This window comes from Streptomyces tremellae (genome assembly GCF_039540215.1).
GTDB lineage: Bacteria > Actinomycetota > Actinomycetes > Streptomycetales > Streptomycetaceae > Streptomyces > Streptomyces tremellae.
On record NZ_BAABEP010000027.1, the window covers coordinates 48,672 to 63,383 of the forward strand.

Sequence of the window (14,712 nt, forward strand, 5' to 3'; positions counted from 1 at the left end):
CCACATGGAGCGGGAGGAAGGGGCGGGCAGTGGGCGACGACGGGACACGGGAGTGGGCCGCGGGCGACGGGTTCATCGAACTCGACGGCCTGGAGAAGGTGTTCGACGTGCGGCGGCGGGCCGGCCGGTTCCGCCGCGAGCGGCAGCGGGTGCGCGCGGTCGACGGCATCAGCTTCCGTGTGGCGCGCGGTGAGATGGTCGGCTACATCGGCCCCAACGGCGCGGGCAAGTCGACCACGATCAAGATGCTGACGGGCATCCTGACGCCGAGCGGGGGCCGCGTGCGGATCGCCGGCATCGACCCGGCGCGCGAACGCACCAGGCTGGCCTCGCGCATCGGTGTGGTGTTCGGCCAGCGCACCATGCTCTGGTGGGACCTGCCGCTGATCGACTCGTACCGGCTCGCGCACCGCATGTACCGTGTGCCGGACGCCAGGTTCCGCGCCAACCTCGACCGGTGTGTCGAACTCCTCGACCTCGGCGACCTGTTGAAGGTGCCCGTACGTCAACTCTCGCTCGGTCAGCGGATGCGCGGCGACATCGCGGCCGCCCTGCTGCACGACCCCGACGTGCTGTACCTGGACGAGCCGACGATCGGCCTCGACGTCATCTCCAAGACTCGTGTACGGGAGTTCCTCCGCGAACTCAACCGCGACCGGGGTACCACGGTGCTGCTGACCACCCACGACCTCCAGGACATCGAGCAGCTCTGCGGGCGGGTCATGGTGATCGACCACGGCCGCCTGCTCTACGACGGAACGACCGCGGGGCTCCACGAGGCGGGCGGCGGCGAACGCACCCTCGTCGTCGACCTGGAGCGCGAGACACCGCCCCTCGAACTGCCCGGCGCGCCCGGTGCCCGTGTGGTGCGGGTGGAGGGCACCCGGCAGTATCTGGCGTTCCCCGCCACGCAGTCGGCCGCGCCCCTGGTGGCCCGGGTGGCCGCCGCGTACCCCCTGGTCGACCTCTCGGTGCGGGAGCCGGACATCGAGTCCGTGATCGCGAGGATGTACGGCGAACGGGCGGGGGCGTGAGCCCTGCGGTCCGCGGGGACCGCGGCGGTACGCGGGCGGCCGCGCGACCGTATGCCGGGGCCCCGGCCGCCCGCTAGGCTGGCCGTCATGACGAGTGAACCGCCCGAGCGCCGCGCCGAGCCGGCTCACCCGCCCGAGACCAGGGCGTCGGACGCGGAGCGCGAGCAGGTCGCCGAGCGGCTGCGGGAGGCGGTGGCCGAGGGCAGGCTCGACATGGCGGAGTTCGACGAGCGGCTCGGCCTCGCCTACGGGGCCCGCACACACGGGGAGTTGGTGCCCCTCGTGCGCGACCTGCCGCAGCCGGGCACGGCACGGGCCGGCGGCGTCGTCGCGTCGACCGCCGCGGAGCCCCCGGCCGCGGGCCGCTGGGCCGAGCGCGTCGGCGGCCCCGCCACCTCGCGGGGCGGCTTCGGCTTCCTGGGCGGATTCGGCCGGAAGGGCAACTGGACGGTGGGCCGCCGCTTCAACGCGACGGTGTTCATGGGGGGCGGCGAGATCGACCTGCGCGAGGCGCGGTTCGAGGCGCCGCTGACCGTGATCCGCTGCGTCGCGGTCATGGGCGGCGTGCAGGTCACGGTGGGCCCCGACCTCGACGTCGAGGTGCGCGGCTTCGGGTTCATGGGAGGCTTCGGCGCGGTGCCCGACCGGGACGACGTGGCCGACGTCGCGCCGGACCCCGACTCCCCGAAGGTCATCGTGACGGGCTTCGCGCTGATGGGCGGCGTCGGCGTCGAGCGCAAGCTGCGCAAGCAGGAGCGCCGCCGCCTCAAGGAGGCCCGCAAGCGCGAGCGGCTCGCCGCGGGCCAGGAGTCCTACGAGGAGCGGATGGCCCGCCAGGAGGAGCGCCGCGAGGAGCGCAGGGCCCGACACGACGACATCCGTGAGGAGCGCAGGGCCCGTCAGGAGGAGCGGCGCAGGGGGCATCCGGGCGGCAAGGAACTCTGAGGCGTGCACCGGGCCCGCGCGACCGGGCCGGGCCGCTGCCTTCTGCCCCCTCTGACCCCAGACTCCTGCGCCTGATCCCAGGGCCCCCTGTACCTGGCCCCAGACCCCGGGCCCTTGTGCGGCGGGCCCGCGGCGTACGGTGGCGCGCCGGACGAGGCGTACGGTGGCGCGCCGGATCGCGCGTGGGCGCCGCTCAGGTCGCGGCCGGGGTGTGGGTGCCCAGCAGGGTCCGCAGGTCGACGGCGGACGCCATCGCCTGGTAGCCCGCATCGCTCGGGTGCAGCCCGTCGCCCGAGTCGTAGGCCGGCAGCAGCCGGTCGGGGGCGTACGGGTCGCGCACCACCCGGTCGAAGTCGACGACCGCGTCGAACACGCCGCCGCCGCGGATCGCCGCGTTGACCTCGTCCCGCACCCGCTCCTTCGTCGCGTTGTAGCCCACGTGCGCCCCGAACGGCGTCAGCGTCGAACCGACCACCCGCACCCCGTGCGCGTGCGCCTGCCGGGTCAGGTCGCGCAGGCCCGCCACGATGGGGGCGCCGCTCAGCTCGTGCCCGTGCAGGATGTCGTTGACCCCGAGGTCGACGAAGACGGCCCGCACACCGGGCCGGCCGAGCGCGTCCCCGGCGAAGCGGACCACGCCGCTGCGGCCGTTGCGCAGCACGGAGGCGTCCCGCAGCACCTGGTTGCCGCCGATGCCCTCGTCCACCACGCCGTAGCGGCCGTAGGAGCTGTCCCGCACCCGGTCGGCGAGGAAGTTCGGCCACCGGTGGTTGGCGCCCACGAGCGAGCCGATGCCGTCCGTGATCGAGTCGCCGAAGGCCACGACCGTGCCGGACGCCTGCCGGTTCTCCACGTCCACGGAGGTGACGTAGCGCCAGTACGGCGTCGGCACGGCGTACGCGGCGCCCGACGTCTCCTCCGTACGGTCCCCGCGCGCGAGGTACGACGTCTGCTGCGCGTGCGAGTGGTACGTGGTGGGGCCGCCCGCGGCGGGCGTGTACAGCGTCAGCAGCAGGTCCGCGTCGGCGGGGACCGCAAGCGCCACCGGGTCGCTCACGGCCTGCCGGCCCGCCGGAATCGTCACCTGCGCGGACCTCGCCGTGCCGAAGACCAGGCGCCGCATGGTACCGGGCACGGCGGAGGGGCCGCCGTTCTCCGCGACCGCGACCGAGGCGTGCGCCACCAGCAGCGGCGTGGTGCCGTAGAGGTTCGAGAGGGTGATGCGGGCGGCGCTGCCGCCGATGCTGGTGTGCACGACGTTGCGGATGGACGTCCCCGGCAGCCCGCGCGGGGCGCCGGGCTCCGCGCCCGCCGCGCCCGCGGCCCAGGTGCCGACCCAGCCGCCGGAGGCCGCGGGGGCCGCCTGGTGCGGCAGTCGGCCGGTGCCCGTGCCACCCGCCCCGCTGTTGCGCCCGTCCGCGGAGACCGCCGGACCCGGGCCGTCCTGCCCGGTGAGCCCCGCGGACACCTGGCGGGCAAGGCCGCGCCCCGGGCCGAGGCCGACGAAGATGCCGGCGCACACCAGGCCCACAAGGGCGATCAACGCTCCGAAAAGGGCCAGGCCACGTTGGTTCGTCATGCCCTGGTCTCACCTCGCCTCTGTCTACGACACCATCATCCAGCACGGCGGGGGAACTCGGCGCGCGCCCGGGGAGTCACCAGTCAAGAGGGACAATGCGTACAGGAGGTTCCAAGGAGCCGGTCGATTACGTGCCGTGTGCGAGCGTGTGCGTTCGCGTAAGGACACGGGTGGTGCGGCTACGGGCAGGGACGGGCACGGACGGGCACGGACGGGTGGAGCGGATGGAACGCGGTGAGACGGGGCGGGGCGCCGGCGGCGACTCGGCGGCGAACGCCGCACACGGGGGAGCGGGGGCGGATGCGGACCGCGCTGCTCGCGCGGGCGAGGAGGACGGCGGCACCGGCGCGAATCGTGCCGGCGGCGCGCCGCCAGGCACCGGTGCGGCCGGGGGCGCCGAGGGCCGGGCGGCAGGCGCGGAGGGCGGCCGTGGGGCCGGGGGCTCCGAGGGCCCGGCGGGCGGCGCCGGCGGTGGTGCGGACGGAGGAGCCGGAGCCTCTGGGGCCGGCGCGGAGGGCGGCGGTGGCGCGGCCGGGGTCCGTGAGGGTGCGGCGGGTGAGGGGGCTGAGGGCCCTGGGGCCCCCGCGGCCGGCGGGGAGGAGGCTCCGCGCGCGGCCGGGGTCCGGCGCGGGCGTCCCGGCGGCGGCCTGCCGTCGTTCTCGTACACCGCAGCGGACGAGGAGAAGCGCCGCGGCGTGCGGCGGATGAAGACCACGGCCACCGCGCTGCTGGTCCTCGTCGCCGCGGTCTACACGCTGGCCACCTGGGGCAGGCACGCGGGCGCGGGCGGCTGGACCGGCTATGTGGCCGCGGCGGCCGAGGCGGGCATGGTCGGCGCGCTCGCCGACTGGTTCGCCGTGACCGCGCTGTTCCGCAGGCCCCTCGGCCTGCCCATCCCGCACACGGCGATCATCCCCCACAAGAAGGATCAACTGGGCGCCTCGCTCGCCCAGTTCGTCGGCGAGAACTTCCTCTCCGCCGACGTCGTCCGCGCCCGGCTGCGCGCCCTCGGCATCGGGCGCAGGATCGGCGCCTGGCTCGCGGAGCCCGAGCACGCCGACCGGGTCACCGAGGAGCTGGCGACCGCGCTGCGCGGCGCCATCACCGTCCTGCGCGACTCCGACGTGCAGGCGGTCGTCGGCGACGCCATCACCCGGCGCGCAGAGGCCGCCGAGGTCGCGCCCGTGATCGGCAAGACCCTGGACCGGGTCGTCGCGGACGGCGCGCACCACCGCGCGGTCGACCTGATCTGCGTACGCGGCAGGGAGTGGCTGATCGCGCACGAGGACTCCGTGATGGACGCCGTGCAGGGCGGGGCGCCTGGCTGGACCCCCAGGTTCGTGGACCGGCGCATCGGTGACCGCGTCTACAAGGAGCTGCTGCGCTTCGTCACCGAGATGCGCGACATGCCCTCGCACCCGGCGCGCGGCGCGATCGACCGCTTCCTCAAGGACTTCGCCTCCGACCTCCAGTCGGACACGGAGACCCGGGGCCGGATCGAGCGGCTGAAGTCGGAGCTGATCGCACGCCCGGAGGTGCAGGACGTCATCGCCTCGGCCTGGTCCTCCGTACGCTCCATGATCATCTCGGCCGCCGAGGACGACCGCAGCGCGCTGCGGCTGCGCGCCCGCTCCTCGCTGCTCGGCCTGGGGCGGCGGCTCGCGGGCGACGAGCGCCTCCAGGGGAAGCTGGAGGGCTGGGTCGAGGACGCCGCGTCCTACGTGGTCTCCACGTACCGCGGCGAGATCACGTCGCTCATCACCGACACCGTCAAGAGCTGGGACGCGGACGACACGTCACGCAAGATCGAGGCCCACATCGGCCGCGACCTCCAGTTCATCCGCATCAACGGCACGGTCGTGGGCGCCCTGGCCGGCCTCCTGATCTACACGCTCTCCCAGGCCCTGGGCGCCTGACGCCGGACCGGCTGGGCCGTCCGGCGGGGGCGCGTGTGGGGGGTCTGTCCGGCGGGGGCGCGCCCGTCGGGCGCGTACGGCCGACCGGACCGTACGAGGCAGGTGGCAGTGGCCGGCCCACGGGCCCGCCGAGTGCGTACGGTCTGCCGGGCGCGGCCCCGGCGGTCCCGCCTCGCGGGGCCCGGCGCTTCAGCCTCGTGGCCCGGCCGGGCCCGCCCCCCCCTGGTCGGGCGTCGCGATCCCGTCCGGTGCGGCACGCCGCGCGCGGACCAGGACCGTGAACGACCACGCCCGGCGTCGGTTCAGCGGCGCGTCACGGCGTAGGAGGCGACGGCGACGCCGCCTGCCACGGTGAACACCGAGGGCCACGCCCCGATCTTCTTCGCCAGCAGGTGCGACCCCGCGAACGCGGCCAGGTAGGCCGCACTCAGCCCGGCCGTGGCCGCCGTGCCTGAGGCCCGCTGCCACTGCCACGCGGCGGCCGTGCCCCCGGCGAGCAGTGCCACGCCGCCCAGCTGCCGCTTCTTCGTCCACCGGGCGACGGCGAACCCGCCGACCAGCCCGCCGGCCGCGGCTGCCGCCGCGGGGGCCGCCCCCGGAACCTTCGCCAACGCTGCCACCTTCGACACTTCCGCCGTCCTCGCTGGTCCACCGCCGTCGACGCGCTGCCGCCGCCGGGTGACCGGTCTCCACCCTGTGAACACGGCCGAGCCTAACCAGCGCCCCCACCGGCGCGCCCCCGCCCCCGGCGAGAAGTTCGCCACTCCCCGAACGCGGCTCGGGGGCGCCGGGGCGTCAGGCCTCCGTGCCCCGGCCATGGCCACACTCCGCGCCGAGATGCCGTACGCCGCCGAACTCCACGAGCCGCAGCCGCCGGCCGTCCGCGGGGTCGCCGCCCGTAGGACCCCCGTCCGCGAAGTCCCCGCCCGCGGGGGCGCGCTCCCACACCGACACCGAGGCGTTGGGCACCGGCACGTCCTGCGCGGGTGGGGCGCCGATGCCCGCGAGGACCTGCCGGACCGCGACCGCCACGGAGTCATGGGCCACCAGCAGCACGTGCGCGCAGGGCGGATCCGCCCGCAGCTCCGTGAGGAAGTCCCGTACCCGCAGCACCACATCGGCGAGCGACTCCCCGCCGGGCGGCCGGTAGAACCACTCCCCGAGACGCTCACGCCGCGCCGCCTCCTCGGGCGCCCGGGCCGCCACGGCGGGCGGCGGCAGCAGTTCGAGCACCCCCATCTCCCGGTCCCGCAACCGCTCGTCCACCAGCGCGGCAGGCACCTCGGCGCCCGCCCGCCCGGCCGCGACCGCCATCGCCTCCCAGGTCTGCCGCGCCCGCACATAGGGCGACACCACCGCGAGACCGGGCCGCTCCGCGCCCGCCCCCGCGAGCCACCGCCCCAGCGCCCGGGCCTCGCGCACCCCGCGCTCCGACAACCCCACCCGCGCGTCCGTGCCCTCCACCACGAGCCCGGCGTCCCCCGTGGCCACGGCCCGCGCGAACACCGCGTTGGCGACGCTCTCCCCGTGCCGCACCACACTCAACCGCCCGAGCCCCGGGCCCTGTCGCCCCTCGCCGTGATGGACCATCGGCCACTCCTCCGTATCGGCCCGCACACGTCTCCCGGAGGGCGGGCGGCACGTCGAACGGCAGGGACGTCTGCGCCGTGCGAGGTGCCTGTTCCCAGCATGGGCGGGCGCCCGCATCTGGTCCAGGACGAGTACCAGATTCTCACTGTGTGCACAGCGGACGGCCGTCCCTGTCAGTGTGAGGTCGGGTCAACCGGCGTGCTGCTGCGGCGGATCGGCCTCGTGTCCCCGGAGATCGTCGTCGGGGTCACCCACAGGGAACCGGCGGGTGGCCAAGTCGACCCTAGTGCCGTCCACTTCGCAGGAGTAGACGAGGCTCTCGGCCCGATGGGCGATCGATACCGACGCGGTGGAGCCGACCGGAACGGACACGCTGTACTCGATCATTTCCTGCTCGGGCACTTCGAGGTCCTTTCGAGGGTTGCCAGTAAAGGGTAAATTAGTGCGAAAAGGTACATTTCGATTCAGGCGTCTTGGCGGTATGAGGCCGCGTGCAAGTGCCTTTCGCGCCCTGCTCGTGCTCCACGCAACCCCCTTCGAGGCGCCCTGTCGTGGCCCTGGTGAGGCGGTGCGGTCAGCGTACGCCCCTGGGGAGTGGCGTAGCGGCCTGATGTTGACGTCGTCAATCCTGCACCAAGAGGAGGGTTTGTCTCAATTGTACCTTATTGCTTTCGCTTGATGTCAGACTTGTTCATTTGGGTGGCTCTGATAAACCGAGTGGATGTACGCTCTCGTTCCTGACGAGGGATGAGGGTGCTTGTGGCGCAAGGGTTCAACATGTGGCTCGGTGAGATGTTGCGTCGACGGGACATGTCCCAGAAGGACTTCGCGGCTCTCGTCGGCGTGACTCCGGCGGCCGTCAACGCGTGGGTGAACGGTCGTTCCGAACCGCGTTACGAGAAGATCGAAGCGTTGGCCTCTGCTCTCGGTGTGACGGTCGCGGACGCCATAAGCCGTCGGCAGCCGGCTGCCGACCGTTCCGAGCTGGAGTGGCTGTTCCAAAGGGCTCCTGAGGACGGCAGCAGAAGCGGCGGCAACGTGGCTGCGTATGCCTTCGCGGCGAACCTGGACGTCCTGGCCCGGGAAGCCACTCAAAACAGCCTGGACGAAAGGCTCCTGGACGACCGCCCTGTCGAAGTCCGCTTCCTCTTGCATGAGTTGACCGGCCGGAGGTTGCAGGACTTTCTGTCGGCCCTGCGATGGGACTCGCTCGAGGGGCACGTCCGGCAGGCAGCGAATCCCGGACAGAAGGCCGGACGGGTGTTGGTCGACGGACTGAACGAGTTGAAGCGGACGGAGCGCCTTGTGCTGCTCCGTATCGATGACTACAACGCTTCTGGATTGACCGGCCCGGACTACGAGGACGGCCGGTTCGCGAGGGTGATCCGCAGGACGTTGGACAGTGACAAGGCCGGCGGACAGGGCGGTTCGTACGGATTGGGCAAGGCGGCCCTGTGGGGTGCGAGTCGCTTCGGCCTGGTGCTGGTCAACAGCACACTTTCCGAGCCGAGGGAGGGACGGGCCCAGGGCCGCATGGCTGGCAGGTTGGACCTCCCGTGGCACAGGCTCGACGACCTGGACTTCGCAGGACCGGCGTGGTTCGGTGAACCGGACCAGGACCGTGCCAACACGGCACGCTCCTGGTGGTCGGACGCGGCCACTGCCGAAAGTCTCTACTTGCAACGGGACGACCCGGCGCCGGGTACGTCGTTCCTCGTCGTCGGTGCCTACGACGGATCGGGGAGCGCCGAGAGCCTGGAGGAGATGGACGCCCAGCTGCGAAAGAGCGTCGGGTCCAACTTCTGGGCCTCCATGGTCGGTGGAGAGCGCACCGGACCCATATTGCGCGCCCTCGTCGGGGCCCGGCGCGACGGTCGGCCGGTGACGGTGGAGAGCGAGATCGATCCCCATGAGTACGAGCCCGTCCGTGCCCGAGCAGTGCAGGCCTTTCTCGATGGCCGCACGGTCGAGGCGCTGACGTCTCGGGACGACGTGCTTCAGGCGCCGATTCCGCTCAAGATCCCCGAGCTCAAGTCCGGCGTCCAGGCAGGCGGCGGAGGCCACGTCTCCCACGAGGCCGTCCTGCTCCTGACGCCCACGGACGAGCAGGATCCGAAACCCGACCAGCTCACCTACATGCGCTCCTCGCGGATGAGTGTGAGGAACCGTCGCGTCGGCGATCTTCCGCTCGGCCATCGCCGCTTCCAGGCGGTCCTGTTGGCGGGGCTCGCCACAGGGCGGGCGGATCCTGCTGCTGTGGCGGCGGAGCAGTTCCTGCGTGCGGCAGAGCCACCCGAGCACAACGACTGGACGAACACCGAGGATCTGACCGCCACATATGTGCGTGGTGCCCGGCAGAGTCTCCTCAACTTCAAGAAGGCCGCTGATCAAGCGATCCGGGACCTACTGCGGGGGCAGGAAGACGACAGCGACATCGACGAAGGCCCTCAGGTCCTGCGCGACCTTTTGGTTCTCAGCGCACCGCGGAAGGCTCGGGCGCAGGGCTACCCGACGGTGCAGGCGGTTGACGGACACGTCTCGGATTCCGGCGCCTGGCAGCTGCGTGTGACTGTCAAGCTGCCGGAAAGAGCGGAGTCCTGGGTGCTTGCCCCAGTGGCGCGGTTCGTTGTGCGATCGGGCAGCAACATTGCCGTGCGTTGGGCCGGCACTCTCGTTCCGGAGCGCGACTGTGAGCTCACGAGAGAGGGAAACCTCCGCTTCCGTCAGGGTGCGCGGCGGGGGGTTTTCCGGGGGGTCACCGACATGACGAGCCATCCCGTGAAAGCCCTGATGTCCTGTGTCGAGGTCGATGTGCCGAGGGCCGAGGAGCAAGACAGGTGAAAACAGCTTTCCCCTATCCGATACTGGCCGGCGGTGTCGCGCTGACGGTGAGCAAGGTCTGGGTGGACAACATCCCGCTCAGCCTCGGTCTCATCAATGATCATGAGCGTGTTGTGGCCCTGCACTCGGCCAAGCGCGACTGGCAGGAGATCCGAATTCATACATCGGTGACGGTCAATGCCGAGGAACTCACCTCGGGAGCCTGGGAGTCCGTCACGTGCGTGGTATCCCTGCGCAACAGCAGCACCAATCTCAGACTGGCCTTTCCGCTTCGTGCGGAGGCCCCCGGGACCTGGAGGGGAGAGATCGAGATCAGGAGGGGGGAACATGTCGGAAGGGCCGAGATCGACGCCTTGGTCGTGGCAGAGGTCGACGGTGTGGCGGGACGTCTGATCGGACGGGCCGACGACCGTTGGACCGCCGACCTCCAAGCCAAGCAGCCGACCCGTGACAAGACTGTCCGCATGGTGTGGAGAGACTTCGGCAGGCACCCGTACCTCTCGCAAGTGCGTGACGATCCCTGGATGCTTGCGGCCGAGGCGGACGAGCCCGTTCTCTACCTGAATTCCTCGGTCGAAGGACTTCGTGCCCTTCTGCAGGGGCCTTCTTCGGGAGAGCACAGGGCGGTGCGCGAGGTCATGGCGACACAAATTGCCGCTGAGGCGTGGACCGCCATGTTCAACACAGCTCTGTACGCGGCCGACACCGAAGAGGACGAGGTTCAGTGGCCGGGCGGATGGCGGGAGGAAGTGCTTCGCCGTATGTTGCCCGATTTCTTTCCCGACTATTCGCCGGCGGAGGCTCTTGCCGAGTTGGTGACCCGTCGCCGGGAGGGAGTGAGCGGCCCAGACCTTCACGCGCGCTTGATGCACGCGGCCGGGGTACAGGCGAGGAGGCAGAGGACCGTGGTCAATACGGCCAGGGCGCTGGGACGCGTGGCAGATGCGAGGGGCGAGGGATGAGCATGGCAGACGGGGTGGCAGGTCCCGGCAGGATAGGACGGCTTCCGGATGCCGCGGCCGCGCGAGCAGTGTCCCCCCGCGTCCTCCAGGGCCAGGAATCACCTTCGTACCTCGCGCTCGGAGCGGGGGCTGAACCGCCGGTCGACGAGTCGATTCGGTGGGACGTCGCTCCGGTGGTCGAGCTCCTTGCGGAGTCCCGCGAAAGGTTCGGCGAGAAGCCCACTGCTTCGGACGCCTGGCTCGCACCGAGACTTCATTGCACCATGCGGATGACCAGGGCAGAAGCCGCGGACACCGGTGTGTGGAACTTCCTGGGAGTCTGCGTGGCACCCGAGTTCGTCCGTTGGCGTTGGGGCAGGGAGAACAATGGGCTGTGGCGGGTGGCTCAGGCCGTTCGGTTCGCGGGCCGCTGGGATCTTCAGTGCTTTTCGCGGCTTTGGTGGGCGGCAGAACTCTTCAGAGACGGGTCGAACTATGCGCCTGTCGAACTCGCCTGTGGAAACCAGGACTTCTTGAACACCGTACTGAGGCAGGAGATGGTACGGCACCGGCCGACAGCGCAGGCACTGTTGAGGCTCCAGCGGAAGAACCTGGTACGGACGGGCCGCGACATCAATGCCGCCGCCTCTGCGGCCAATGCGGCGGCGGCAACCTTGATCTACGAGGTGTTGGCTCCCGACGAGCTGCAGGACGTGGAGGCTTTGGAGGAATGGATCTCCGAGGCGGGCAGCACGGCGATTCCTTATGAGACCTTGCCGGTCGGTCCCAAGGACGGCAGTGTTCCTCACCAAAGCGCCGAAAGGCTGACGGCCTGGTTCCAGGATCTGTTCGCCGAAGCTCCGGTGCGGGGCAGGCAGGCGGGCGCAGGGGAGGAAGATGGTCGCTAAGGGCTCGCAGAGAATCGACGTGTTGCTTCCAGGATTTCGGCTCGTTGGTGTGGTATGCGCATTTCTAGCGAAGTTCGTGATCAACTCGGCCTGAAGTACGCGGTGTTGTTCCCACACTTGGACGAGAGGCAGCGTCGTCTACTGATGGGGCCGAGGCCAGGATCCTGGGCCACGGCGGGATCCGGGCGGTCGTCCAGGTGGCCCAAGTCAGCGAGACCACAGTCCGCAAGGGCGTGGACGAACTGGAGGCCGGGGCGGAACCGCTGCGTCGGGTCCGCCGCCCTGGTGGTGGGCGCAAGCGGGCGGCCGAGGTGGATCCAGAACTGCTTCCCGCGCTGTTGGCGCTGGTCGAGCCCGACATGCGCGGGGACCCGATGTCGCCGCTGCGCTGGACGACGAAGTCCACCCGCAGACTCGCCGACGAGCTCACCAGGCAGGGCCACCGTGTCTCGGCGGATACCGTCGCCGACCTTCTGTGGGAGGAGGGATTCAGCCTCCAGGCCAACGCCAAGACCCCTCGAAGGTGCCCAGCATCCCGACCGGGATGCCCAGTTCCACTACATCAACGACCGGGCCAAGGAACACATGGGCGCCGGCGACCCGGTGATCAGCGTGGACACCAAGAAGAAGGAACTGGTCGGCCCCTACAAGAACGGGGGTCGTGAGTGGGAATCGAGGGAGCTCCGGCCCAGGTCAGGACCCATGACTTCCTGGACCGGCAGGGACCCGGCACGGCGATCCCCTACGGGATCTACGACGTCGCCGCGAACACCGGCTGGGTCAGCATCGGCACCGCCATGACACGGCAGCATTCGCCGTTGCCTCGATCCGCCGCTGGTGGCAAGCCCGTGGCAGTCACGACTCCCCTCGGGCCGCCCGGCTACTGATCACCGCGGACGCAGGCGGCTCCAACGAATACCGCACGCGCGCCTGGAAGGCCGAACTTGCCGCGCCGGCCGCCGAGACGGGCCTGGAGGTCACGGTCTGCCACGTGCCTCCGGGCACCTCGAAGTGGAACAAGATGGAGCACCGGCTTTTCTCCCACATCTCCATGAACTGGCGTGGCAGGCCCCTGACCAGCCACGACGTCATCGTGAACAGCATCAAGGCAACCACTACCCACACTGGGCTGAGAGTCCACGCGGAACTCGACCCGGGCACCTACGACACCGGCATCAAGGTCACCGACACAGACATCGACGCACTACCCATGCGCCGCCACCGCTTCCACGGAGACTGGAACTACACCCTCCACCCACAACAGGGCGACACGACCGGCGCGGCGAGGCCCCGAGGTCAGCCGGGGGCCTGCCGCCTCAGTCCCGAGCCGGCGGTCTGCGCAACCCGGAACTGACCGGCATGACCGAAGCGGCACTGGACGAGCTCGTCGACCAGCTGTCCCAGAAACTCGATGAGCTACGTGAACGCGAGCGGTCACAGCAGCGAGGAGGAGACCGTATCCGGGCTCGTGGGGCCGGCGCCAAGGACAAGCTGACCCACCGCCGACCGAGTCCTGGCCACCGTTCTCTACCTGCGCGAACTCGGAACACGAGACCTGATCGCCCAGCTCCTCGGCGTCAACGGCAGCACCATCACCAGGGCCGTCCACCAAATCCAGCCCCTAATCGCCGACCACGGCTGCACCGTTCGACCCTCAACAGCCAGGTTCCGCACACCGCCGACGTCACCGCGTTTCTCACGAACAGCAACCCCACAGAGATCAAGTCAGCATGTTGATTCTCTGCGAGCCCTTAGGGACCGCCGGGCACCGACTACCCGGAATACCGGCCGACATAGTCCGAGACGCTGTCCTTCACCGCGCCGACGGCTCGGACAGTGGACACCTGCCTGGAGTCAACCGAGCATTTCCTGGACGGGACGTGGCTCGACAGTACCGATCACTTCGGTGTTCTCGGGATGGAGAGCCAAACCCAGAGCGGTGGCGAGCACGTGTTTGGCCAGTCGTGGAGGAATTGCGTTCCCGATCTGTTGGGCGATGTTGCGTCCCCGCCACTTGAAACTGGGGGGAAAAGTCTGAAGCGCCCCGGCTTCCTCGTTGCTGAATCGATCGAGGTCGTCGCCCGACAGTGAGACGACCCTGTTGCGTGACACCTTTCCTGTCACCGTTGCCGACGGCTCGTCGTAGCGGCGACGTCCCCGCTCTTTCGGGTCTCCGCCCGTGCCGTAGTTGGAGACCACCTCGAACCGCTCGGGCCGGGTGATCACCTGGCGCATGGGAACCCAGGGGAGGGGCTTTGCGGCGCCTGAGACCGGTGGTACACCTTTGCGATAGCCCTGATGAGTTGGCTCGGGCATGCGTGCTTCTCCTCGCCCCTCACTTTCGAGCCAGGCGATCAGTACAGCGCGGCGGCGTGTCTGCGGTACCCCGTACATCTCGGCGTTCAGTACTTCGGCAGTGGCTGTGTACCCTTCCTTCTTGAGTACTCGCACCACTTCCAGCCAGACCGGGAGCACCGCAGGCACCTGCTCAAGAACGATCGCCCGGTACGGGGCGCCTGCGTCCGCGGCTTCGAGAGCCCACCGCAACGGTTCCAGCACCAGCCCGGTGCGGACGTCCCCCGTGGGAGCGTCGAGTCGCTCAGCCACGTGGTCCTTGACGTTCTCGCGGGCCGCCATGCTTCGCGCGAGAGCGATCACGTCATCGAGCGCTCTGCGGCCGGCGCCGGTCCCGGCCACGGTGTAGGTCTGGCAGGGGGGCCCGCCCGCCAGGACGGTGGCCCCGACGAAAGGCTGCTCCTGCGGCCCGAACTCCCTGACGTCCCCCTGGATCGTTTGCAACCCGTTGGCACGCCGCGTGGCACATGCGTCGTCGTCCCATTCGATCCCGATCGACGGGATCCCCAGCTGGTCCGCTGCGACATCGAGTCCACCGGGCCCGGCGAACAAGTCAACGATGCGGACGCCTTGCACGTGCTCTCCCGAGGGGTGGGTCAGGGG

At 70.6% G+C, this 14,712-nt stretch carries 11 protein-coding genes and 2 pseudogenes; 8 read left to right on the plus strand and 5 right to left on the minus strand.

Annotated features, from left to right (window positions below; genetic code table 11):
- Window positions 1–29: 29 nt before the first annotated feature.
- Both ABEA77_RS19165 and ABEA77_RS19170 read left to right on the plus strand, forming a co-directional pair.
- Window positions 30–1,034: an ABC transporter ATP-binding protein gene (locus ABEA77_RS19165; RefSeq protein ID WP_345648807.1), complete on the plus strand. Its 1,005-nt coding sequence runs from the start codon at window positions 30–32 to the stop codon at window positions 1,032–1,034.
- 87 nt (window positions 1,035–1,121) lie between these two features.
- Complete coding sequence (locus ABEA77_RS19170) at window positions 1,122–1,979, plus strand: DUF1707 SHOCT-like domain-containing protein (RefSeq protein ID WP_345648808.1); 858 nt, start codon at window positions 1,122–1,124, stop codon at window positions 1,977–1,979.
- A 193-nt stretch (window positions 1,980–2,172) separates the two neighbouring features.
- Here ABEA77_RS19170 and ABEA77_RS19175 read toward each other — a convergent pair whose 3' ends face one another.
- On the minus strand, window positions 2,173–3,558 hold the full coding sequence (locus ABEA77_RS19175; RefSeq protein ID WP_345648810.1) for an SGNH/GDSL hydrolase family protein: 1,386 nt from the start codon (window positions 3,556–3,558) through the stop codon (window positions 2,173–2,175).
- A 647-nt stretch (window positions 3,559–4,205) separates the two neighbouring features.
- Here ABEA77_RS19175 and ABEA77_RS19180 point away from each other — a divergent pair.
- Window positions 4,206–5,474 carry a DUF445 domain-containing protein gene (locus ABEA77_RS19180; RefSeq protein WP_345648909.1) on the plus strand — a complete coding sequence of 423 codons (1,269 nt, stop codon included), beginning with the start codon at window positions 4,206–4,208 and terminating at the stop codon, window positions 5,472–5,474.
- 302 nt (window positions 5,475–5,776) lie between these two features.
- Here ABEA77_RS19180 and ABEA77_RS19185 read toward each other — a convergent pair whose 3' ends face one another.
- From ABEA77_RS19185 to ABEA77_RS19195, 3 genes are all read right to left on the minus strand, one after another.
- Complete coding sequence (locus tag ABEA77_RS19185; RefSeq protein ID WP_345648912.1) at window positions 5,777–6,094, minus strand: hypothetical protein; 318 nt, start codon at window positions 6,092–6,094, stop codon at window positions 5,777–5,779.
- A gap of 175 nt (window positions 6,095–6,269) precedes the next feature.
- Window positions 6,270–7,064: a histidine phosphatase family protein gene (locus ABEA77_RS19190; protein WP_345648812.1), complete on the minus strand. Its 795-nt coding sequence runs from the start codon at window positions 7,062–7,064 to the stop codon at window positions 6,270–6,272.
- Window positions 7,065–7,253: 189 nt separating this feature from the next.
- Window positions 7,254–7,466, minus strand: coding sequence for a hypothetical protein (locus ABEA77_RS19195; protein WP_345648815.1), 213 nt, complete (start codon window positions 7,464–7,466; stop codon window positions 7,254–7,256).
- 390 nt (window positions 7,467–7,856) lie between these two features.
- Here ABEA77_RS19195 and ABEA77_RS19200 point away from each other — a divergent pair, with 390 nt between their 5' ends.
- From ABEA77_RS19200 to ABEA77_RS34010, 5 genes and pseudogenes are all read left to right on the plus strand, one after another.
- On the plus strand, window positions 7,857–9,905 hold the full coding sequence (locus tag ABEA77_RS19200) for a helix-turn-helix domain-containing protein (RefSeq protein ID WP_345648914.1): 2,049 nt from the start codon (window positions 7,857–7,859) through the stop codon (window positions 9,903–9,905).
- Complete coding sequence (locus tag ABEA77_RS19205; protein WP_345648817.1) at window positions 9,902–10,867, plus strand: hypothetical protein; 966 nt, start codon at window positions 9,902–9,904, stop codon at window positions 10,865–10,867. Before ABEA77_RS19200 ends, ABEA77_RS19205 begins: the two co-directional genes overlap by 4 nt.
- Window positions 10,868–10,869: 2 nt before the next feature.
- Complete coding sequence (locus ABEA77_RS19210; RefSeq protein ID WP_345648917.1) at window positions 10,870–11,754, plus strand: DUF6339 family protein; 885 nt, start codon at window positions 10,870–10,872, stop codon at window positions 11,752–11,754.
- A gap of 54 nt (window positions 11,755–11,808) precedes the next feature.
- A pseudogene (locus ABEA77_RS19215) lies at window positions 11,809–13,015 on the plus strand (ISAzo13 family transposase); the annotation flags it as partial.
- 74 nt (window positions 13,016–13,089) lie between these two features.
- Window positions 13,090–13,491 (plus strand): annotated as a pseudogene (locus tag ABEA77_RS34010) (helix-turn-helix domain-containing protein); the annotation flags it as partial.
- A gap of 117 nt (window positions 13,492–13,608) precedes the next feature.
- On the opposite strand, the gene ABEA77_RS19220 reads toward ABEA77_RS34010, so the two are convergent.
- Entirely contained in the window at window positions 13,609–14,685 is a 1,077-nt protein-coding gene (locus ABEA77_RS19220) for a DNA cytosine methyltransferase (RefSeq protein ID WP_345648820.1), read from the minus strand.
- Between the last annotated feature and the right edge of the window lie 27 nt (window positions 14,686–14,712).

Coding starts and splice junctions, on each gene's coding strand:
- ABEA77_RS19190 (WP_345648812.1), bottom strand. CDS start 7,064: ATGGTCCATCACGGCGAGGGGCGACAGGGCCCGGGGCTCGGGCGGTTG.
- ABEA77_RS19175 (WP_345648810.1), bottom strand. CDS start 3,558: ATGACGAACCAACGTGGCCTGGCCCTTTTCGGAGCGTTGATCGCCCTT.
- ABEA77_RS19170 (WP_345648808.1), top strand. CDS start 1,122: ATGACGAGTGAACCGCCCGAGCGCCGCGCCGAGCCGGCTCACCCGCCC.
- ABEA77_RS19200 (WP_345648914.1), top strand. CDS start 7,857: ATGTTGCGTCGACGGGACATGTCCCAGAAGGACTTCGCGGCTCTCGTC.
- ABEA77_RS19210 (WP_345648917.1), top strand. CDS start 10,870: ATGGCAGACGGGGTGGCAGGTCCCGGCAGGATAGGACGGCTTCCGGAT.